General features: G+C 31.9%; 14 protein-coding genes. 11 read left to right on the top strand and 3 right to left on the bottom strand.

The genetic code is table 11. The features are described 5' to 3' along the window. Window positions 1–6: 6 nt before the first annotated feature. Window positions 7–804 (bottom strand): polysaccharide biosynthesis/export family protein, encoded by a 798-nt coding sequence (locus JBL43_RS01210; RefSeq protein ID WP_198839667.1) that lies wholly within the window; start codon window positions 802–804, stop codon window positions 7–9. A gap of 475 nt (window positions 805–1,279) precedes the next feature. On the opposite strand from JBL43_RS01210, the gene nagB reads away from it, so the two are divergent. Then, window positions 1,280–3,190 carry a glucosamine-6-phosphate deaminase gene (gene nagB, locus JBL43_RS01205; RefSeq protein ID WP_233098653.1) on the top strand — a complete coding sequence of 637 codons (1,911 nt, stop codon included), beginning with the start codon at window positions 1,280–1,282 and terminating at the stop codon, window positions 3,188–3,190. Here nagB and JBL43_RS01200 read toward each other — a convergent pair whose 3' ends face one another. Continuing rightward, window positions 3,191–3,892, bottom strand: coding sequence for a LytR/AlgR family response regulator transcription factor (locus JBL43_RS01200; protein WP_198839666.1), 702 nt, complete (start codon window positions 3,890–3,892; stop codon window positions 3,191–3,193). Then, on the bottom strand, window positions 3,892–4,689 hold the full coding sequence (locus tag JBL43_RS01195; protein ID WP_317193429.1) for a sensor histidine kinase: 798 nt from the start codon (window positions 4,687–4,689) through the stop codon (window positions 3,892–3,894). Before JBL43_RS01195 ends, JBL43_RS01200 begins: the two co-directional genes overlap by 1 nt. Window positions 4,690–5,105: 416 nt before the next feature. On the opposite strand from JBL43_RS01195, the gene JBL43_RS01190 reads away from it, so the two are divergent. The 10 genes from JBL43_RS01190 to JBL43_RS01145 all read left to right on the top strand — a co-directional run bounded on the left by JBL43_RS01190 (window position 5,106) and on the right by JBL43_RS01145 (window position 23,283). Beyond that, window positions 5,106–7,358 carry a GH92 family glycosyl hydrolase gene (locus JBL43_RS01190; protein WP_198839664.1) on the top strand — a complete coding sequence of 751 codons (2,253 nt, stop codon included), beginning with the start codon at window positions 5,106–5,108 and terminating at the stop codon, window positions 7,356–7,358. Beyond that, window positions 7,358–9,235, top strand: coding sequence for a sodium:solute symporter family protein (locus JBL43_RS01185; protein ID WP_198839663.1), 1,878 nt, complete (start codon window positions 7,358–7,360; stop codon window positions 9,233–9,235). The genes JBL43_RS01190 and JBL43_RS01185 overlap by 1 nt, the downstream gene beginning before the upstream one ends. 66 nt (window positions 9,236–9,301) lie before the next feature. Continuing rightward, a complete protein-coding gene (locus JBL43_RS01180) occupies window positions 9,302–10,291 on the top strand; it encodes a glycoside hydrolase family 130 protein (RefSeq protein ID WP_198839662.1) in 990 nt (329 codons plus the stop codon). An 86-nt stretch (window positions 10,292–10,377) separates the two neighbouring features. Further along, the gene (locus JBL43_RS01175) at window positions 10,378–11,448 is read left to right on the top strand and encodes a carbohydrate-binding family 9-like protein (protein WP_198839661.1); all 1,071 of its coding nucleotides are present in this window, start codon (window positions 10,378–10,380) and stop codon (window positions 11,446–11,448) included. A 5-nt stretch (window positions 11,449–11,453) separates the two neighbouring features. Next, on the top strand, window positions 11,454–13,664 hold the full coding sequence (locus JBL43_RS01170) for a GH92 family glycosyl hydrolase (RefSeq protein ID WP_198839660.1): 2,211 nt from the start codon (window positions 11,454–11,456) through the stop codon (window positions 13,662–13,664). Further along, window positions 13,665–16,811, top strand: coding sequence for a glycoside hydrolase family 2 TIM barrel-domain containing protein (locus JBL43_RS01165; protein ID WP_198839659.1), 3,147 nt, complete (start codon window positions 13,665–13,667; stop codon window positions 16,809–16,811). A gap of 9 nt (window positions 16,812–16,820) precedes the next feature. Continuing rightward, window positions 16,821–19,139: a glycoside hydrolase family 20 protein gene (locus tag JBL43_RS01160; RefSeq protein WP_198839658.1), complete on the top strand. Its 2,319-nt coding sequence runs from the start codon at window positions 16,821–16,823 to the stop codon at window positions 19,137–19,139. Window positions 19,140–19,168: 29 nt separating this feature from the next. Beyond that, window positions 19,169–19,969, top strand: coding sequence for a 3-keto-disaccharide hydrolase (locus tag JBL43_RS01155; protein ID WP_198839657.1), 801 nt, complete (start codon window positions 19,169–19,171; stop codon window positions 19,967–19,969). 14 nt (window positions 19,970–19,983) lie between these two features. Beyond that, window positions 19,984–21,312, top strand: a complete 1,329-nt coding sequence (locus JBL43_RS01150) for a Gfo/Idh/MocA family protein (protein WP_198839656.1) — start codon at window positions 19,984–19,986, stop codon at window positions 21,310–21,312. Window positions 21,313–21,933: 621 nt separating this feature from the next. After that, entirely contained in the window at window positions 21,934–23,283 is a 1,350-nt protein-coding gene (locus tag JBL43_RS01145; protein WP_198839655.1) for a hypothetical protein, read from the top strand. The last annotated feature ends 85 nt before the right edge of the window (window positions 23,284–23,368 follow it).

The raw sequence follows: 23,368 nt of genomic DNA, 5'->3' as shown, positions 1-23,368 counted from the left end.
AAATAATTATTTAGTTATACTAACAACAATTGCAGCCGCAGTTAATAAAATAGAAATAGCAGTTAATGTCGTTCCTGTACTTCGTCCAATTGTTGACCCTCTTACTACAGAGTTGTTAGGTGTAACATAAATAACGTCATTTTGAGTTAAATAATACATAGGGGAATTAAAGATTTCTTCTGAAGTCAAGTTGATGCGATTGTATGTTTTTTTATTACCTTCTTCTCTTACCACTAAGACATTATGTCTTTCAGCTTGTATATTTAAGTCTCCAGCCATTGCCAATGCTTCCAATATGGTTATTCTATCATTTTGAATGGTATAGACGCCGGGATTTCTCACTTCACCTAAAACGGAAACTTTAAAATTCACATTTCTAATAATCACAATGGCATCTGTTAAATACTCTTTTAGCATATCTTTGATCATCGCTGTAGCTTGAATTCTATTTAATCCAGCCAGTTTTAAGGTTCCTAATACTGGAAAATCTATATTCCCATTAGAATCTACTAAGTAACTTTGTAAAACAGATCTACCCATACCACCCTCATTATCATTATATGTAACAGAAGATAAATTAAAAGGTCTAACCCCTTGAACATCTAATGATGAAACCGTAATTGTTAAGGCATCATCAGGTTTTATAATAGGACTGTAATTTTCGATAGGTTTGCTAATTGCAGCTAAATCAACATCTTGAAAGTAAACGATGTCTTGTCTGCTTCCGCAAGAATAAGTTAATATGGCTAAGCCAATAATTAAAAAACTTTTTTTTAGAAATGGTAATTTTATCTTTTTCTTCATTATTGAGAATTTTTGCAAAAGTAAGAGTTATTTTTATTTTTTTTTACAATTTATTAACGTTAGTTATTAACATATTATTATGTGTTAAATATATTAATTATGAGCACCTTAAATGACTAAACAATTATTAATTACAGTTTTTATATGTTCTAGATCATAATATTTTAAGTTAGAACCACATGGCAAACATAAGCCTTTTTTAAATATTTTTTGTAAATCATGTTACCATATTTAGGTGGCTGAAAAAAATCGATTATAGATGTAATAATTTTTATATTTTTTTCTTAATAGTTTAAAACGCTTTTCCAATCGTTTCAAAGTTTAAATAGTAATTGAAATTGTTTTAAGTTTTATAAATTTATTATTGTATCACTATTTATTGAATTAATCTATCGTAGTATGTAGTTGGTCGAATTTTAATGTTGAATTAATATAATATTTTTAAATTTATCGATTAATTATAATAAACCACCAAATGTCAAAACAATCAATCCTTCACCAAGCAGCAGGAAAATTTGAAGAAACACGATTTGAAAAAATTCATAATGTAATTTTCGAAAGTTCTAACGATGCATCAATTTTAGTGGCAAATGAAATAGCCGTTTTAATAAGAAGCAAACAGTCGCAAAATAAGAAATGTGTCTTAGGTTTAGCAACGGGTTCTTCTCCTGTAAAAGTTTATGACGAATTAGTTCGAATGCATAAAGAAGAGGGTTTAAGTTTTAAAAATGTAATTACTTTTAATCTGGATGAGTATTATCCAATGGAAAAAGAAAATATACAAAGTTATTATTACTTTATGCATGATCACCTCTTTGATCATATTGATATTCTTCCAGAAAATATATATATACCTGATGGAACAATAGAAAAGGATATTTACAAATACTGTATGTCCTATGATAAAAAGATTGATGAGGCAGGTGGTTTAGATTTTCAATTATTGGGTATAGGTAGAACGGGACATGTTGGTTTTAATGAACCTGGTTCGCATTATAATTCAGGGACACGAACTATTACACTAGATTATGTGACACGAGCTGATGCTGCACCATCGTTCTTAGGTATTGATAAAGTACCTAGAAAAGCAATTACAATGGGTATCGCGACTATTAGAAAAGCTAAAAGAATAGTTTTATTGGCTTGGGGTATTAATAAGGCTGGTGTTGTTAAAACAGCAATTGAAGGAGAAATTTCATCTCAAATTCCGGCAACGTATTTGCAGTCACACAATAATGTGACTTTCATATTGGATGATGAGGCTTCTTCAGAATTAACTAGAGTTAAAACTCCATGGTTAGTAACGGCTTTAATTTGGAACAAACATCTTAAAAGAAAAGCTGTGGTTTGGCTTAGTGAGTTGTTAGGTAAATCCATTTTAAAACTGACGGATAAGGATTATAATGATAATGGTATGTCAAATTTATTAGTTGAAGAAGGCACTGCTTATGATTTAAATATAAAAATGTTTAATGTTTTGCAACATGGAATTACAGGATGGCCTGGGGGTAAGCCGAATGCTGATGACACCAATAGACCTGAAAGAGCAAATCCACCTAAAAAAAGGATTATTATTTTTAGTCCTCACCCTGATGATGATGTTATTTCAATGGGAGGTACGTTTGATCGACTTGTGGAGCAGGGACATGAAGTACATGTAGCTTATCAAACTTCAGGTAATTTTGCCGTAGCAGATACGGAAGCTTTAAAGTTCGCCGAAGTTTGTAAATATATGTCTAAATCTACTAAGGATGTCGAAACTATTATTACAAGTATAAATTCAAAAGAAAAAAATAGTATTGACACTTTACAGGTTAGAAAGTTAAAAGGAATGATACGAAGAAGTGAATCAATTGCAGCGACAAGATACCTTGGTGTTGCTGATGAGAATGTTCATTTTTTAGATTTGCCTTTTTATGAAACAGGTACCGTTAAAAAAAGTAAGCTCTCCACTGTAGATGTTCAAATAATAAGTTCTTTAATTGAGGAGATAAAGCCACATCAAATATATGCGGCGGGGGATTTAGCCGATCCTCACGGAACACATAAAGTATGTTTAGATGCACTTTTTATGTCAATAGATGAGCTGAAGTCTCAGAAATTTATGGATGATTGTTGGGTTTGGTTGTATAGAGGAGCATGGCATGAATGGGAAACGCATGAAATTGAAATGGCAGTGCCTATGAGTCCTGATCAAGTATTGAAAAAAAGGACTGCAATTTTTTATCATCAATCTCAAAAAGATGGTGCGATGTTTCAAGGAGATGATTCAAGAGAATTTTGGGTGCGAGTAGAAGATAGAAATAAATTGACAGCTCAAAAATATAATAATCTCGGATTAGCGGATTATGCCGCAATTGAAGCTTTTAAACGTTATATATTTTAATTAGATATTTAAAATTTTATTTTTAACGTCGTCTATATAAGTACGACCAATCGTGTATCTTATGCCGGCAATTTCAATGCTGTTACCTTCAACAGTATCAACCTTGTCTATTGCTATGGTGTAGGATCTGTGTATTCTAATAAAATTGTCGGAGGGTAGTTGATCGGTAAAGCTACTCAAAGTTTGATGTATAATATATCGATTCGTTTCAGTTGTGATTTTTAAATAATCTTTAAGACTTTCAATTATTAAAAGTTCATCTAAATATATTTTTTTCAATTTCTTTTTATCTATTTTTATAAAAATATAGGGTCTTTCTTGAATTAAATTATTTGAATTTTTATCACTAAATATTTTATAAACTTTGTTCATTGCCTTTAAGAATCTTGGAAATGAAATAGGTTTAACTAAATAATCTAAAACATCTAACTCGAACGACTCAACAGCATATTCTTCATAAGCACTCGTTATGATTATTTCAGGTTTTTTATCTAAACTTTTTATAAAACTTAAACCATCTAATAATGGCATGTTGATATCTAAAAAAATTAGATCTACTTTATTGTTTTTCAAAAAGTTTAATGCATCAACGGCATTGTTAAAAGTATTAACTAATGTTACATCATTAACTTGTAATAAATAATTCTTAATGACATTTACCGCTAAAGGTTCATCGTCAATAATTAAACATTTAACATTCATTATACTTTTATTTTTAATTTTACTGTAAATAAATTTTGACCATTTTCAATATTTAAATCGTATTGATCTTTTTTATAACCTAAAGCCAATCTTTTTTTAACATTTTTTAATCCGATGCCTCCAGTGGTGTTTAATCGTTGTTCGTATTCAGAATCTGCTGGGGTTGGATTTGTAATGGTAAAGTAAAGGAAATCTTCTTTAATATTAAAATCAATATTGATATTAACTTTACCGATGTTTTTATTAGCACCATGTTTAAAAGCATTTTCTACAAATGAAAGCAATAGAATGGGAGCAATCCTTTTACCTGAAATATCTCCACTAATATCCATATTCACTACTAAATCTTCCCCATGTCTAATTTTTTCTAATTCTAAATAATTCTGGAGACAAATTATTTCTTTAGACAAGCTTTGTCTCTTGCGTTTTGTTTCATAAAGCAGGTAACGCATTAATTCAGATAGCTTTAAAATGATTTTTGGAGTTTTATCAGATTTTTCTATTGATAAAGAATAAATATTATTTAAGGTGTTAAAAAAGAAGTGTGGAGATACTTGCGTTTTTAAGAACAATAATTCTGTTTCCATTTGTAGCTTTTCTAAATCGGTAAGCCTTTTGTGTTCTTTTAACCAATCTGCAGTGATTTTAATAGCGGTAACAAATGTAATTACATACAATTCACCAATCATCATGTCAACAACATAATCGACAGTTAACGTGCTAGTTACTTCGGGTCCTTCAGGCCAAACATTCGTGTTTAATAAATAATAGGTGAGGTTGAATTTTATTGAAACCATAACAAATATGGCAGACAAAAGGACAATTATATAAATTAAATATTTTTTTCGAAATACCAAAAATGGCATTAAAACGTAAACATTTAAATAACTCAATGTTAAATGAATTGGAAAGCCTAATAAGTTTGAACGCAAAGAATAAAGATAATCGCCATAATAACTACCCCAACGTAATGTGTTTATTGTAAAATATATAAGCCAAAAAATAAGGTGATATTTCCAAGTAATTTTTGTGTAATAGTAAAGTTTTGAGTTGCTGTTTAAGTTGAACAAATGTATTATTTTATTGATTTTTGATGTTTATCTTGTTTACAGTGTTATCCGTCTAATATTATTTTTTATACTGTAAAATTCACACATATTTATACTTTATAAATAATCTATCTTATTAAAAGATAAATATAGTTAAAATACCAATGAAACATTTTAAAATTATAATTTTATTCTTGTTGTTTTTTTCTTTTTTCTCATGTAAAAAAGAAAAAGATTTAAAAAAATCAAAAGAAGAACAGTTAACCTCTTACGTTAATCCATTTATTGGCACTGGAGGTCATGGTCATACATATCCCGGGGCTACTGCACCTTTTGGAATGGTACAACCAAGTCCCGATAATGGTACTCAAGGTTGGGATTGGTGTTCTGGTTATCATATTACGGATACGATAATTTCTGGGTTTAGCCAGTTACATTTAAGTGGAACGGGTATAGGAGATTTAGTAGATGTTTTGTTAATGCCTACAAATAAAGAAGTTGATCTTACTATGTTTGGTAAGAAAAAGGATAGCTTACCTTATAAAAGTAGTTTTTCGCATGGTAATGAAATGGCATCGCCAGGTTATTATAGTGTAAGGTTAAATGATCCGAAAATAAAAGTAGAATTAACGGCCAATGACTATGTTGCATTTCATAAGTATACCTTTGAAAATAATAAAGCACCATCATTTATTATAGATTTAGGTTTTGCTATTAATTGGGACAAACCAACATCAAGTAGTGTTGCATTAGTCGGCGATAATAGAATTACAGGAACAAGATTCAGTACAGGGTGGGCAAAAAACCAAAAGGTGTTTTTTGTGATAGAAACTTCTGAGCCAATTAAGGCTTCAAAATTTGTAGAGGATGGAGTCATTTTATCAGATGTAAATTCTTCTAAGGGTATTAAAACAGGTGGTCAATTCTTTTTCGATAAAGCTATAAATGAAGTTGAAATAAAAATAGCCTTATCATCGGTTAGTTTAACTAATGCCTTAGAAAATCTTGAGAAAAAAGGTAGTAATGTTGCTTTTGATAAAGCAAAAGTGCAAATTGAAGAAATATGGAACAATGCTTTATCAAAAGTTCAAGTAAAAACGGATAGAGATAGTTTAAAAACTATTTTTTATAGTGCCTTATATCACACTCAGGTTGCTCCAGTTTTATACAGTGATGTTAATGGTGATTTTCGATTACAAAATGATAGTATTGCAAAAGCTTCGAATTACAAAGCATATTCAACATTGTCTTTGTGGGATGTGTTTAGAGCAGAGACCCCTTTGTTATCTATTATTGATACGAAGACATTAAATGATATGATCCAATCAATGTTAACCTATTATGATGTGAATGGAGCCTTACCAGTTTGGGTGTTATCTGGTAATGAAACAGGTACTATGCCAGGTTATCATTCCATTTCGGTAATTTCAGATGCCTATTTAAAAGGGATAAGAGATTATGATATAGAAAAGGCTTATGAAGCGATGAAGAAAACGATGATGAGTGATGCCAATGGTTTAAATTATTATAAAAAGTATGGATATATACCATTTGATAAATTAGATCAATCAGTTTCAATTTCTTTGAATTACGCGTATAATGATTTCTGTATTGCTCAAATAGCAAAGGATTTAGGTAAAAAAGATGATTATAATTATTTTTTAAATCGCTCAAAAGCCTATAAGAATTTCTATGATAGTAAATCTGGTTTTTTAAGAGGAAAGTCTTCTAACGAAGTCGATTTTCACGAACCTTTTGATCCAAAAATGTCTAACCATATAGAGGATACGGATTACACAGAAGGTAATGCATGGCAACATAGTTGGAATGTAATGCACGATGCTGAAGGTTTAATTGAATTACATGGAGGTAATGAAGCTTTTGTCAAGATGACAGACCAATTGTTTGTAGAAAGTTCTGAGTTGGTTGGTCATAATGTTTCAGCAGATATTACAGGTTTAATTGGACAATATGCTCATGGTAATGAACCGAGTCATCATATTGCTTATATGTTTAATAAGGCAAAACAGCCATGGCGAACGCAATATTGGGTTCGCAAAATTTTAGATACACAATACAGTACATTGCCTAATGGGTTAAGTGGAAACGAAGATGCTGGACAAATGTCAGCTTGGTATGTAATGAGTTCCTTAGGTATCTATCCAATGAATCCAGCTTCTGGGCAATACGAAATTGGTAGCCCTGTTTTTGATGAAGCTATTATAAAAACTTCAAATAATACGGAATTCAAAATTGTCGCAGTAAATAATTCAGATAAAAATTTTTATATAAAGTCTGCCAAATTAAATGATAAGGAATTAACCAGGACCTACATAACGCACAAAGAATTGGTGGCTGGTGGAATATTGGAATTGGAAATGAGTGCTGAACCTAATAAAAACTGGCCAAAAAACTAATGGATATAATTGATATAAGTATTATAATTGCCTATGTCTTACTAACATTATTTGTTGGTATTTGGGTTTCTAAAAAGGCATCAAAAGGACTAGAATCTTATTTTTTAGGAGGAAATAATATCAAATGGTATTTTCTTGGATTAAGTAATGGTTCGGGAATGTTTGATGTTTCTGGTACAGCGTGGATGGTGGGAATTTTATTTCTTTATGGAGTAAAAAGCTTTATGTTTATGTGGCTTTGGCCTATATGGAATCAAATTTTTGTAATGATGTTTCTTGCCGTTTGGATTAGACGGTCTAATATTATGACTGGTTCTGAATGGATATTAACCAGGTTTGGAGATGATAAGCCTGGTAGAGCTTCTCATCTAATAGTGGCCATCTTTGCCGTTGTTGCTGCCGTAGGTTTTATAGCCTATTTCTTTGAAGGTGTTGGTAAATTTATGACGGTTATTTTACCTTGGGATATGTCCTTGCAATTTGGTGATACTGTTTTATTTAATTCTGAGCAATCCTATGCTTTAATGATAATTATCCTAACAACAATTTACACGATAAAAGGAGGAATGTTTTCAGTTGTTGCAACTGAAGTGTTACAGTATGGAATTATGGTAATTGCTGGAATATTAGTAGCAGGATATGCATTTTTTGCTTTTAGTGATGTTGAAATTTCTAATGTGATTACTGATGAGTGGAGGAATGTGTTTTTTAATTGGGAACTAGATACCCAATGGGGTGCACAATTTCAGAAATTTAATGATTTAATTGATACTGAAGGTTATAAAATGTTTGGTGCTTTAATCGGAATGAGTCTTTTTAAAGGGTTTTTTGCGAGTATTGCCGGACCTGTGCCTAGTTTTGATATGCAACGAATACTTTCTACGAAATCAGTTAAAGAAGCGGCTTACATGAGCGGTTTTACAAATTTAATTCTATTTATACCGAGATATTTGTTAATTGCAGGAATTGTTGTTATCGCCTTAGTTGTGTTAGCCCCAGAGATGGCTGCCAATCCAAACTTAACTGGTGTAGATTTAGAGGTGATACTTCCTAAAGTTATCAATTTTCATGTGCCTGTCGGAATAAAAGGATTGTTATTAGCAGGATTGTTAGCGGCATTTATGTCTACCTTTTCAGCATTTGTTAATGCAGGTCCAGCCTATATCGTAAATGATATTTATAAAAAATATTTTAAACCTGAAGCAACACCCAAACATTATATAAAAGCGAGTCATATAGCCTCTTTCGCAGTAGTTGGTTTAGGGGTTTTTATGGGCTTTTTCGCTGATTCTATCAATTCCTTAACCTTGTGGATTACAAGTGCTTTATTTGGTGGTTATGTAGCAGCAAATTTTTTAAAATGGATATGGTGGCGATTTAATGGATGGGGCTATTTTTGGGGCATGTTGTCTGGTTTAATTGTAGCTAGTTTTCAGTTTTTTATGGACCAAAACAAAGATAATTTCTCAGAGGGTTCAATTTTATATGAATTATCGCATATTCATGCTATTTATTTATTTCCAATAATATTTGGTGTTTCTTTGTTAGGTTCATTTTTGGGTACTTTTTTGAGTAAGCCAACAGATATGAATGTGTTGAAAGCATTTTATAAAAATGTGCGACCTTGGGGATGGTGGAGACCTGTATTGACTGAATTGAAAAAGGATGATGTGACTATAGAAAAGAATAATCACTTCAGTTTAGACATGCTTAATGTACTAATTGGTATTGTCTGGCAATCGAGTATGATTGTTTTGCCAATTTATTTTATGATAAGAGATTATCAAAATACCTTAATAGCCTTAGTAATTTTTGTGATTACTTCTGTGATATTAAAATATACATGGTTAGATAAAGTAAGGAAAATAAAGGATTAAATTGGCTTAAAGTCACATTGCCTTCTATCTTTTTACAGAAATTAAATTAATAAATTATAAACAACATTGAATACAAAATCACAAGAAAAAAGACAGGCCATTCCATGGCAAGAACAGCCAGAGGGTAATAATGATATCATTTGGAGATATACAGAAAATCCAATTATTAATAGGTATGATATTCCAAGTTCAAACAGTATTTTTAACAGTGCTGTAGTACCTTTTGAAGGTGGTTATGCAGGTGTGTTTAGATGTGATAACAAGGCCGTTCAAATGAATATTTTCGCGGGGTTCAGTAAAGATGGAATTCATTGGGATATTAATCATGAACCTATAATTATGCAGGCTGGTAATACCCAGATGATTGAATCTGCCTATAAATATGATCCTAGGGTCGTATTTATTGAAGATAGGTACTGGATAACTTGGTGTAATGGCTATCATGGACCAACCATTGGTATTGGTTATACATTTGATTTTATGGAGTTTTTTCAATGTGAAAATGCATTTTTACCTTTCAATAGAAATGGGGTTTTATTTCCGGAAAAAATAAATGGTAAGTATGCTATGTTAAGTCGCCCTAGTGACAATGGACATACGCCTTTTGGTGATATTTATATAAGCTATAGCCCAGACATGAAATATTGGGGAGAGCATAGAGTAGTAATGAAAGCTACACCTTTTGAGGAAAGTGCTTGGCAATGTACTAAAATTGGAGCTGGGCCAATACCAATTTTAACAGATGATGGCTGGTTAATGATTTACCACGGAGTTATCAATACTTGTAATGGTTTTAGGTACGCTATGGGGTCAGCTATTTTAGATAAGGACAATCCTGATAGGGTAAAATATAGAACTAGAGATTATTTGTTAGGACCTGCTGTTGATTATGAAATGGTTGGCGATGTTCCAAATGTGGTTTTTCCTTGTGCAGCTTTACATGATGTTGAACAAGATAAATTGGCTATCTATTATGGTGCGGCAGACACTGCAGTTGCATTAGCATTTGGAAAATTGAGTAATGTTTTAGAGTTTACTAAACAGAATAGTTTATAGTTAAAGAAGCGATTAAGTGTCCTTAAATTAATCAACTTTTTATATGATACATCTTATTGTCAATTAAAAATAATAATAACTCAAACATGAAAAATATAATAAAATTAACATTTGTATTTAGTGTTTTTACTTCATTAATTGCTTGTGCTCAATTAAAGGTAGATGTGCCTCGTACTCATATTGCTTATCAGGTTAAAGAAGAAATTTCAATTGATGGTTTGGCAAATGAAGTTACTTGGCAAAATGTACCTTGGTCAGAGAATTTTATTGATATAGAAGGAGTTGAAAAACCAACATTTAAGACCAACGTTAAAATGTTATGGGATGAAAATTACTATTACATTTTAGCAAAAATAGAGGAGCCACATGTTTGGGCAAACCTTAAACAAAGAGATACTATTATTTTTTACAACAATGATTTTGAGATTTTTATTGATCCGGATGGAGATTCACATAATTATTTTGAAATAGAAGTTAATGCTTTAAATACCGTTTGGGAATTATTTGTGGCCAAACCTTATAGAGAATCAGGAGAGCAAGTACTTAATGATTGGAATATTACGGGGTTAAAAACAGCAGTTCATGTTGATGGAACTTTAAATAACCCCAATGATACAGACAAAGGTTGGACTGTTGAGATTGCCATTCCATGGAAAACATTTAGAAAGACTTATTTTGAAAATAATGTTCCACGAGATAAGTTTTGGAGAGTGAATTTTTCTCGTGTCAATTGGGATTATGATTTGGTAAATGGTAAATATGATAGAAAAAAAGGAGAAAACGAAAAGTATTTTCCTGAATATAATTGGGTTTGGTCCTCTATGGGAGTTATCAATATGCATGAACCTGAAAAATGGGGCTATGTTTATTTCTCAACAAAAAAAGCAGGAGAAAAAGATACATTTAGTATTCCAGATGACGAAAAAATTAAATGGAAACTCTTTGAACTGTATCGAAACCAAAAAGCATATTATCATAAAAATAATAAGTTTTCGACATCATTAAGCGAAGTAGGTTTTTCAAGTTTCACTAGTAAGAGTAAAATGATAAAATTGATTTTGGAGAATCATTCAACAGGTTACAATATAAGTACAAAAAGCCCTTTTACTGGTAAAACAATTATTATTAAGGAAGATGGTAAAATCATAATAAAATAAAAGATATGTTTAGCTATAAGATATATGCAGCGTCATTAATTTTTTTTATAGGACTATCTTGTTCTAAAAACGAACAGCCACCAGAAAATAAATTAACATCTTATGTAAACACCTTTATTGGTACAGATGGTCCCGGTAATACATATCCTGGAGCAACAGTACCTTATGGAATGGTACAATTGAGTCCTGATATCGGTATCCCTGGATGGGATCGAATTTCGGGCTATTTTTACCAAGACTCCATCATTACTGGATTTTCTCACACCCATTTAACGGGAACAGGAGCTGGTGATTTGTATGATTTATTGGTAATGCCGACCAATAGTCGTTTTAAAGAAAGAATTAAAGATAATAACTTTAAACCTTTTTCTAAGTTCTCTCATGATAAAGAATCGGCATCACCAGGATATTATTCGGTTGATTTATTAGATTATGGAATTAAAGCAGAACTGACAACAACTTTAAGGACAGGAATTCATAGATATACTTTTCCAAAAGATAGTTTATCTCAAATACATATCGATTTAGGATATGCTTTAAATTGGGATAGACCAACGGATACCTATATAAAGGTTGTTAATAATCACACTATTGAAGGTTATCGTAAATCTTCAGGATGGGCAAAAGACCAACGTCTTTATTTTACGATTCAGCTTTCTAAAGATTTTGATTCTTATGATTTATATAACAATGATACTTTAGTGGAAGTGTCCACAAAAGGCACAAATACGAAGATTGTTTTAAATTATACAACTAAAAAAGAGGAACAGATAGTTTTAAAAACGGGACTTTCAACTGCAAATATTGAAGGTTCTAGAAAGTCATTAGACGTTGAAGCTCCAGATTTTAACTTTGATTCTTATCGAGAGCAAGCAGACGAAATTTGGGAAGAACAACTTCAAAAAATAAAGGTTACGATGCTCACAGATGAGCAAACACGTATTTTTTACACAATGCTCTACCAATCGATGTTGGCACCAACTTTACTAAGTGATCTCAATGGTAATTATAAAGGAGCAAATGATACTATTATGAAAGCTTCTGGTTTTGATCGTTATGATACATTTTCATTATGGGATACCTATAGAGCGGCTCATCCTTTATTTACTATTTTACATCCTGACAAGGTAACTGATTTTGTAAAATCGATGTTAGCACATTATAAGGAAACAGGTTTGTTGCCTGTATGGTCTATGCAAGGAAATGAAACCAATATGATGATCGGTTACCATGCAGTACCTGTAATTGTGGATGCTTATTTTAAAGGAATAAATGATTTTGATGTTGACCTAGCCTATGAAGCCTGTAAAGTCAGTGCAATGGATAATACAAGAAAGATTGATTTGTATAAAGAGTTGGGCTACATCCCTGTTGATGAGGAAAATGAGAATTGGTCGGTTTCAAAGACCTTAGAATATGCTTATGATGATTGGTGTATTGCACAATTTGCAAAAGATCTAGGTAAAAATGAGGATTATAATTATTTTTTAAATCGTTCAGAATATTGGCGAAATGTTTATGATGCTGAAAGTTCATTTATGAGGCCTAAGTTGGCTAATGGTGAATTTATAAAAGATTTTGTACCGAAAGATTATTCGAAATATTTTTGCGAGAGTAATGCATGGCAATATTTCTGGTCCGTTCCGCAAAATATTGAAGGTTTAATTGAAGTTACTGGTGGTAAAGATCGCTTTGAAGAGAAATTAGATTCAATGTTCTCCTTAAACCCCTTACCAACCGATGAATTACCCATTTTTAGTACCGGTATGATTGGTCAGTATGCTCATGGAAATGAACCGAGTCATCATGTAGGGTATCTCTATAATTACATTGATAAACCATATAAAACACAGAAAATTATCAGACAAATTTTAGAATCGCAATATAAAAACACTCCTGATGGGCATTGTGGAAATGAAGATTGTGGGCAAATGTCTTCTTGGTATATTTTTAGTGCCTTGGGTTTTTATCCAGTCAACCCTGCAGAAGGTGTTTATAGTTTTGGATCGCCAATTATTAAAGAGGCTAAATTGAGTTTAAAGGATGGTAAAACATTTGAAATAAAAGTAAAAAATAATTCAAAAGATAATATTTACATACAATCAATCCAATTAAACGGAGAGGAGTTACTTAGAAATGAAATTTTGCACTCAGAAATAATGAATGGTGGTACATTGATTTTTACTATGGGTAAAAAACCAGCAAATATAAATTAAATGAACTTTACGAAAATTATATTGTGTATTGTGTTGGTAAACTTTGGGTTTGCTACGAGTTCTTCTCAAAATGAAAAGCCATATTGGTTGAACGAGAAAATAAACGAAGAGCATAGAGAACCAATGCACGCTTCTTATTTTGTTTATGAAAATGAACAATTGGCTAATAAAAATGAATGGAGAGCATCTACTAATTATGTGGACATAAATGGCGTATGGAAATTTCAGTTTAAAGAAAATCCTGCTGATATTTCTGAAAACTTTTTCGCTACAGACCTTAATGATTCAGATTGGGATGATTTTACAATTCCTGCCAATTGGGAAATGAAAGGATATAGCTATCCCATTTATACAAATACAAGCTACGAGTTTGGTAATTTAATTAAAATAGATCCTCCTATGGTACCCGAAACACAAAACCCTACGGGTGTGTTTAGAAAATGGGTGAACGTATCAGATAGTTGGACAGATAAAGATATTTTTTTGCACGTTGGTGCTGCCAAATCGAATTTAGAAGTTTGGATAAATGGCAAATATGTTGGTTATGGTGAAGATGGAAAATTAGCACAGGAATTCAAATTAAATACTGTTATAAAACCTGGTAAAAATTTAATCGTTTTAAAAGTAATGCGATGGAGTGATGGGGCTTACCTAGAATGTCAAGATTTTTGGAGAATGAGTGGTATTACTCGAGATTCTTTCTTGTATTCACGTAGTAAAGTGCACTTGAAAGATGTTGAAATTATACCGGACTTAGATGGAAATTATGTAAATGGTACTTTGAAAATTACACCAACATTCTCTTTTATTCCTAAAAAAGATAAACATACGCTCGAAATTCAATTGAAGAATGAAGCAGAAACTGTAGCTGAAGCAACAATTAGTTCGTTAGCACTTAATGTAGAAAAGGTAATAACCTTGAAGGTGACCAATCCAAAAAAATGGTCTGCAGAAATTCCTAATTTATATACACTTCGTTTTAAATTAAAAGATAAAAAAGGAACAATAGTTGAAGTCGTTGATCAAAATATAGGTTTCCGAAAAATTGAAATTAAAAGCGGCCAATTGCAAGTTAATGGTAAGCCCATTTATTTAAAAGGTGTTAATCGACATGAAACTGACCCTATAGATGGACAAACAGTTTCACGTGAACGAATGGAAGAGGATATTAAATTATTAAAAGAGTTTAATTTTAATGCGGTAAGAACTTCTCATTACCCAAACGATCCTTATTTCTATCAGTTATGTGATACTTATGGAATTTATGTGGTAGATGAAGCCAATATAGAATCGCATGGAATGGGATATGATCCGACGAGAACCTTAGGTAATAATCCGGATTGGGAAATTGCTCATTTGCAACGATTGGAAAGAATGGTAGAACGAGATAAAAATCATCCCTCCATAATTATTTGGAGTATGGGTAATGAAGCAGGTAATGGATATAATTTTTATCGTGGTTTTTTATGGATGAAAAATAGAGATACGTCAAGACCAACCCAATATGAAAGGGCTAATTTGGGTTGGGATGCTAATGTTAAATTTGACTGGGATTCTGATATTATTAATCCGATGTATTCCTCACCCGGAGGTATGGATATGTACATTAATAAAGAGCATGATTCCACACGTCCGTACATAATGTGTGAGTATGCTCATGCTATGGGTAACTCTTTAGGTAATTATAAAGACTATTGGGATGTTTTTAGAAAATATGAAAACTTTCAAGGTGGTTTTATTTGGGATATGATAGACCAATCTATTTATAAGGAAAAAGAAGATGGTACTACTATTTTTGCTTATGGTGGTGATTTTGGACCAAAAGACGTACCAAGCGATAATAATTTTTTGAATAATGGTGTGTTTTCTCCAGATAGAAAACCTAATCCTCATGCTTTCGAAGCTAAATTTGTACATCAAGATATATTAACTTCTTGGACAGATGAAACTAAAAGTGAAATTTCTATTTTTAATGAATTCTTTTTTAAAGATTTAGTCAATGTTGAGTTATATTGGCAATTAGTGGAGGATGGTAAAGTTACAAAAGAAGGTATTGTTTCAAACTTAGAAGTGCTCCCTCAAGAGACAAAAAACATTAAACTTCCATTACAATTGCAACAAACAAAATATAAAGAAGCTTTCGTAAATGTTTCTTATCGTTTAAAGAATGCAGAACTCTTTCTTTCAAAAGGACATATCATTGCGAAAGAGCAATTGGCTTTAAATAAAAGTAATCTGGGACCATTAGCAATTGAAGGAAGCGATAAATTTAAAGTTCTGAAAACAAATGAATACATTACATTTAGTAGTGAAAATGTGGTTTTTACTTTTGATAAGTCATCAGGTTTATTAAGCGACTATCAATATAAAAATAGTAATATTTTAGTAGAAGGAGCATTACTTAAACCAAACTTTTGGAGAGCACCTATTGACAATGATTATGGTGCCGGTTTGCAAAATAAATTAAAAGTTTGGAAAGAGCCTTTAATGGATATAGAACCTAATATTTTTAAAGTTGAAAATAAAAAAGACAATACGGTGTCAGTAAAAGTTATTTATAGATTAGAGGAAGCATTTTCAGATTTAGAAATTAATTATACGTTGAATAGTTTAGGTGAGCTTATGGTTCAACAGAATTTGAGTATTGATGAGAAGTCAGAAACCCCCATGACTTTCCGATATGGTTTAATAATGCAATTACCTAAAGCTTTTGAAAACATTACGTATTACGGTAGAGGACCGATGGAAAATTATAGTGATAGAAACTATAGCACTGATGTTGGTGTATATGATCAAACGGTAACAGATCAATATTATCCTTATATAAGACCTCAAGAAACTGGAAATAAAACGGATGTAAGATGGTATAAACTGTCTAATAATAAAGTGACTTTAAGCATTACATCTGATAATTTATTTAACGTAACGGCATTGCATTATACACAAGAACAATTGGATGATGGTGATAAAAAGGACCAGAGACATGCTTCTGAAATTAATGAAAGTAATATAACTGAGTTAAAAATTGACCTTAAACAAATGGGACTAGGTAGTATAGATAGCTGGGGAAGTATTCCTTTAGAAAAATACAGATTGACTAATAAGAACTATTCATTTCAATTTAAAATAACACCTTCATCAAAATAATTTAAAAAAATGCGACAACACTTTAAATTTCTAACACTCATTTTTATAATCAGTTTATACTCATGTTCTGATAATAGTAAAAGCAAAGATTTTACGGTAAATGATATAAATATTATACCAAAACCCGCTGAATTGACTTTAAATAAAGGTTCATTTATTATTGATGAAAATACTAAAATTATAGCTCATGATAGTTTAAAAAACATAGCAAATATATTAACAGATAAGTTGAAATCGTCTTCAAATATTGAATTAGATTTTAGTGAGAGATCGGAAAGTAATTTTATTGAATTTGTAGTTAAAGAAGATCTAGAAAATGAAGCTTATGAATTATCTGTAACGGATAAGAAAGTTATAGTTACAGCTAATAGCTTAGGTGGATTTCTATATGGCGTACAGAGTATATTACAGTTACTTCCGGCTGAAATTTATGGAACTGATACTAATGGAGATTTAATTTTACCCACAATTGAAATAAAAGACAAGCCACGTTTTCGTCATAGAGGATTAATGCTTGATTTATCGCGTCATTTTTTTCCTAAAGAATATATCTTAAAAACCATTGATAGACTAGCAATGCATAAAATGAATGTTTTGCATTTACATTTGGTTGACGATCAAGGTTGGAGAATGGAAATTAAAAAATATTCAAAATTAACAGAGGTTTCTGCGTGGCGAGTAGATCAAGAAGAAAAACCGTGGAGTGCTCGAGATAAAAATGACCCTAAAGAAAAGGGAACCTATGGAGGGTTTTTAACTCAAAAAGAACTAAAAGAAATTGTGGCTTATGCTGCTCAAAATAATATTGACGTAATTCCTGAAATTGAAATGCCAGCTCACGTTACCAGCGTTATGGCTGCTTATCCTGAATTGACATGTCATGGTAACCCAGTGGCAGTTCCTTCTGGAAGTGTTTGGCCAATTACTGATATTTACTGTGCAGGAAAAGAGGCTTCTTTTGAGTTTTTAGAAAATGTATTGTTAGAAGTTATGGAAGTGTTTCCTTCTAAGTATATTCATATTGGGGGTGATGAGGCTACCAAAACCAATTGGGAGAAATGTCCTGATTGTCAAAGAAGAATGAAGACGGAAGGTTTAAAAGATGTTCATGAATTACAGAGTTATTTTGTAAAACGAATGGAAAAGTTTATCAATAGTAAAGGTAAAAAATTAATTGGATGGGATGAGATTTTAGAAGGTGGTTTAGCACCTGAGGCAACTGTTATGAGTTGGAGAGGTTTTAAAGGTGGCGAGGAAGCAGCAAAGCAAGGGCATGATGTAATTATGTCTCCAGGCGGTTACTGTTATTTTGACCATTATCAAGGGCCGCAAAATGAAGAACCTATTGCTCAAGGAGGATTTCTTCCATTGAGTAAAGTATATCAATTTAATCCGATAGTTGAAGGGATGTCAGAAAAAGAAGCAAAGCATATATTGGGTGGCCAAGCAAATTTATGGGCAGAACACATACCCACTACTTCTCATTCTGAATATATGATTTTTCCAAGGTTAGCAGCATTATCTGAAACTCTTTGGTCACCAATAAAATTACGAGACTGGAATGATTTTTCAAAAAGAATAAAAACACAATTTTTGAGATACGAAGTCTTAGCTATTAATTATGCAAAAAGTGCCTATATTGTAACTTCTAACATGGAAATTGATTTGGACAAAAAATCAATAAATTTAACGTTGCAAAATGAATTTCCAAAATCTGACATTAGATATGTCTTGGGTGATGTAAAATTAGGCGAGAAGGCTATTCCGTACGTTAATCCAATAGAAATTTCAGAATCTACCGTTGTAAAGGCGTCTTTATTCGAAAATGATAAGCCTATTGGAAAAGCTTTTATAGATACTATAAAATTCCACAACGGTGTAGCCAAAGTAGTTGATTATGAAATACCTTATAACGATAGATATAAAGGCTCTGGATCGAGTACCTTAGTAAATACTTTACGAGGTACAAAAAATTTCCATGATGGTCAATGGCAAGCGTGGTTAAATGAAAATATGGAAGTGGTTATAAATTTAGATGAACCAACTTCTGTTAGTAAAGTTACTGTAGGTGCATTAGAGAGTCAAGGGCCTAGTATTTATTTCCCCACAAAAATTGAAGTATTTGTTTCTGATGATGGAGAAAATTTTAATAGTGTTGGAAATTTAGTTAGACCTTATGCCAATAACGCAGGTTCTGAACTTAAAGATTTTATAATTAAATTTGGTAAACAAGAGACTAAATTTATTAAAGTAATTGCTACAAATCTCAAAAAAGCACCATCTGGTGGAGGTGTATTTTTGTTCATAGATGAAATTTTAGTAGAATAATACGTGTTGTAATAAAATATTAAAGAATTATGAAAAAATTAATGATGTTTTTAATAGTGTCTTGTGGTGCTATTTCTTGTAAAGAGGATTCAAAAAAAGATGTGGAAAGTAAAGATACAGCACAAATTGAAAATAAAACTTCTAATGATTGGATTACCCTTTTTGATGGCGTTAGCACTAAAGGTTGGCGAGCTTATAATGGTGATGCCTTACCTCCAGGGTGGATTGTTAAAGATAGTGTCTTAACCTTTGATACTGAACTTGGTTTAGAGCAAGATTATAAAGGAGGAAAAGATATTATTTATGGTGATGAAGAATTTGACAATTTTGAATTGTATGTAGAATGGAAAATACCTGAAGGCGGAAATAGTGGAATATTTTATCACCTTAAAGAGAATATTCCAAATGCAGGGCCACCGAATATTGCTCCAGAATATCAACTGATAGATGATGAAAATTATGCTAAAATTCACAGCCTTACAGCATATAATACAAGTCTTGGTTATGAAAATCCATCGGAGTTACACCCTTTACAATCTACTGCGGCAGATTATGCTATGTATGCTGCTAACCCAGAGAATAAACGACTAAATCCAACAGGCGAATGGAATAGCACGCGTATCCTGTTTACACCCGAAAAAGCTGAGTATTGGTTAAATGGTAAGAAAGTGGTTGAATTTGTTCCATGGTCAGAAGACTGGTATGCTAAAAAGAATGGTGGTAAGTGGAAAGAAGAAAAATTGTATGGAACTTTTAAGACCGGTTATATTGGTTTTCAAGATCATTCAAGTCCAATTTGGTTTAGAAATATAAAAATTAAAAAACTATAAAAAAAACACCTATCATGGATAAAAGAACATTCTTAAAGAATACAGCACTATTGGCAGCTACAGCGGCTTTACCCAGTTCATTATGGGCACTAGTTAAAAATGATCGCTTAAGGGTCGCTCATATTGGTGTAGGCAATATGGGAGCAGCAGATCTTGCTGCTATTTCTAGTCATGATATGGTGGATATGGTTGCCCTATGCGATGTTGATACTAGTTATTTAGCAGCAGCAAAAAAGTTACATCCCAATGCTAAAACATACACTGATTATCGAGTTATGTTTGAAGAAATGTCTGATGATATTGATGCGGTTATAGTTTCTACACCAGATCACACCCATGCTCCAGCTTCCATGATGGCTATGGAACATGGTAAGGCTGTATATTGTCAAAAACCATTAACACATCATGTATCGGAGGCAAGAGCCATGAGGAAAATAGCAGAAAATAAGAATTTGGTTACACAAATGGGTATTCAGGTGCACTCTTTTTATGACTATAAACTGGCAACCTTATTGATTCAAGATGGAATTATAGGTAAAGTAAAAACCGTTCATGCTTGGTCCCCTAAAAATTGGGGGTATGATGGTCCCGAACCAAAAGGTTCAGATCCAGTTCCTAAAACATTAGATTGGAACTTGTGGTTAGGAACTTCAGCAGAAAGAGAGTATAAAGAAGGCTATTATCATCCAATGAACTGGCGTAAATTGTTAGATTATGGTTGTGGTACCTTAGGAGATATGGGGGTTCATATTTTTGATACTCCTTACAATGCTTTAGAATTGGACGTTCCAAAAACGATAAAGAACACATGTAGAAAACCAAACGGATTTGGTTTTCCTGAACAAAACGTCGTGCAATATACCTTTCCAGGTACAAAATATACGACTGATGAAATGATTTGGAATTGGTATGATGGTAAAGGTGCACCTGAAAGGCATAAAGACTTAAAGTTACCAAATAAAGAAAAATTACCGGGTCAAGGTGCAATGTTTATTGGTGAGAAAGGACGTCTTTTATTGCCACATTTTATGCAATTACCAAAACATATTGTAGATGGGAAATATGTCGATTTAAACTTATCAAAATATACTGATTTAGGTAAACCTACAACTGATTATGACAAAGAAAGTAATAAACATTACCATCAATTTGTTGATGCTTGCCTAGGTAAAGACAAATGTACTGCACCCTTTTCTTATGCTTCACGTTTAACAGAAACTATTTTATTAGGGGTTATTGCAGGTCGTTTTCCAAATAAAACCTTGCATTGGGATAGCGAAAATGCAAAATTCTCAGAAGCGGAAGTAAATGCCTTGTTGGAGGCTCCTTATCGGGAGTTTTAGTTAAAAGAGTTTCATTTTGTTAAATATCGTAGACTTTATTTACAAATTTATTGTATGATATTTTCATTTAAACAGAGCGTAATCATTAACTCTATAATTATAGGGGGTTTTTCCTGTTGATAAAGGGGAAAAACCCCCTATTTATTATTTTATTGTTATAATTAGGGAAAATATGTTAAATTTGTTGTGTTATTTATTTTTATTTGCTATGAAAAGAAATACGAGATTTCAATTAACCAACCAACATTGCTTTCTTCACACTTACAAAGTAGCAAAAATTTTAAATAGCTTTTTTAGATCCTAACTTGAAAAAGTTAAACATATTTTTTATGCTTTTAAGCAATTATTAAATATGTACCAATTTTAGTAACCCAGTTATTAATTTTCGCTGCTATGAAAAAGATTAAACCCCCAAAAAATGTATTTACATTTTTTACATCATTATGCTTGTTAAATAGCAGGAATTTTAAGTAACTCTAACTTAGACCTGTTAGGAAAATTTTCAAAAAAATAAAATTTTTCTAATTACATATTTTTTATAATGGTTATTACCATTATAAGAATGTATGAACTAATTTTTTATTTAATAACCAATTTATTTTTAACTTAAAATTTTTTACGATGAAAAAATTATTTATTACAGCACTAGTAATTGGTGCAACAGGCTTTTCTTATGCTCAAGGTAACCAGAGTACCCTTGATCAATCAGGTACTGATCATGGAGCAATGATTATACAAGTTGGTCAACAAAACAATTCTGATGTAGATCAAGTTGATGCGGAAAACTCTGCAGATGTTTATCAAAATGGTAAGATGAATTCCGCTCGTATCAATCAAGCTGCAATTTGGAACGAAGCATTTCAAACACAATATGGAAACGGAAATGATGCCCGAATTTCGCAAAACATTGGTCGTAGGTCTCTGGGAGGAGCAAATTATGCAGAACAATACCAAAATGGAAACAATAATGAAGCTATTATAGAACAAGGTTTCAGATGGACGGCGTATAACAGTGCTGTACAAATTCAAGAGGGAGGTAATGGCAATTGGGCTCATGCTTATCAAGGAGACCAATTTAATGTTTCTGAACAGACACAGATGTATGGCAATAAAAACCATGCGGATGTATATCAAAATATAAATGGACGCGGTGGTAATAATTATGCATCTCAAACGCAGGCTTATGGTAACAGAAATTATGCATTAGTAGATCAAGGTAAAGGTTATTCTTATAATAATTCTGCTGTACAGGTTCAAGCTTTGGGTAATAATAATAATGCTTATGCCTATCAAACAAATGAGAATAACGTGTCTGATCAAACGCAATATGGTAATAGAAACACAGCTGCGGTATATCAGAATGAAGGTCGTGAATGGTGGAGTTCTGATGACAATATGGCTATTCAAATGCAAGAGGGTAATGGAAATAATGCTAGGATCAATCAAAATTTTTATTCAAATCAAAATTTAGCCGAACAAAATCAAACGGGTAATAACAATGATGCAACTTCCACTCAGACTGGAGTGACAAATGCATCTTTTCAAATACAAGATGGAAATGGAAATGAGTCAGATGTTTATCAAGGTCAAAATGATCCATTTAGTACAACTAACTTAAGTTATTCAGAGCAAATTGGTAATAGAAATATTACTGATGTACGTCAAGATGGTGAGTTAAACTTAAGCGGTATTTATCAAGAGGGTAATAGAAATAATGCAACTGTTGACCAAGATGGTCTATTAAACGTTTCAGGTATTGCTCAATTTGGAAATGGAAATGGAGCTTGTGTGTCTCAAGATGGAATTTTAAATGTTTCTGGTATTTGGCAAGAAGGGATGAACAGTAAAGTAACCTCTACTCAAATTGGTTATGGTAACTTATCATTAGTAGGTCAATTTGGAGGTAACCATATGCATACTGTTAATCAAATAGGAACTGGTAATGTTGCAGGTGTAATTCAATCTAATTAATAGTTAATAAAAGGAAACAGAGGGAGCGGAAGGTTGGTTTTTGCTCCTTTCTTTTAATGCCAATTTAATTTTAGAGTTATGATCA

This window comes from Aureibaculum flavum, from assembly GCF_016406085.1.
GTDB lineage: Bacteria > Bacteroidota > Bacteroidia > Flavobacteriales > Flavobacteriaceae > Aureibaculum > Aureibaculum flavum.
This window is presented reverse-complemented; position numbering and strand designations above follow the sequence as displayed.

Excerpts from the sequence above, each read along its gene's own strand:
- JBL43_RS01210 (WP_198839667.1), bottom strand. The coding sequence starts at position 804 with ATGAAGAAAAAGATAAAATTACCATTTCTAAAAAAAAGTTTTTTAATT.
- nagB (WP_233098653.1), top strand. The coding sequence starts at position 1,280 with ATGTCAAAACAATCAATCCTTCACCAAGCAGCAGGAAAATTTGAAGAA.
- JBL43_RS01200 (WP_198839666.1), bottom strand. The coding sequence starts at position 3,892 with ATGAATGTTAAATGTTTAATTATTGACGATGAACCTTTAGCGGTAAAT.
- JBL43_RS01195 (WP_317193429.1), bottom strand. The coding sequence starts at position 4,689 with ATGGTTTCAATAAAATTCAACCTCACCTATTATTTATTAAACACGAAT.
- JBL43_RS01190 (WP_198839664.1), top strand. The coding sequence starts at position 5,106 with ATGAAACATTTTAAAATTATAATTTTATTCTTGTTGTTTTTTTCTTTT.
- JBL43_RS01185 (WP_198839663.1), top strand. The coding sequence starts at position 7,358 with ATGGATATAATTGATATAAGTATTATAATTGCCTATGTCTTACTAACA.
- JBL43_RS01175 (WP_198839661.1), top strand. The coding sequence starts at position 10,378 with ATGAAAAATATAATAAAATTAACATTTGTATTTAGTGTTTTTACTTCA.
- JBL43_RS01170 (WP_198839660.1), top strand. The coding sequence starts at position 11,454 with ATGTTTAGCTATAAGATATATGCAGCGTCATTAATTTTTTTTATAGGA.
- JBL43_RS01165 (WP_198839659.1), top strand. The coding sequence starts at position 13,665 with ATGAACTTTACGAAAATTATATTGTGTATTGTGTTGGTAAACTTTGGG.
- JBL43_RS01160 (WP_198839658.1), top strand. The coding sequence starts at position 16,821 with ATGCGACAACACTTTAAATTTCTAACACTCATTTTTATAATCAGTTTA.
- JBL43_RS01155 (WP_198839657.1), top strand. The coding sequence starts at position 19,169 with ATGAAAAAATTAATGATGTTTTTAATAGTGTCTTGTGGTGCTATTTCT.
- JBL43_RS01150 (WP_198839656.1), top strand. The coding sequence starts at position 19,984 with ATGGATAAAAGAACATTCTTAAAGAATACAGCACTATTGGCAGCTACA.
- JBL43_RS01145 (WP_198839655.1), top strand. The coding sequence starts at position 21,934 with ATGAAAAAATTATTTATTACAGCACTAGTAATTGGTGCAACAGGCTTT.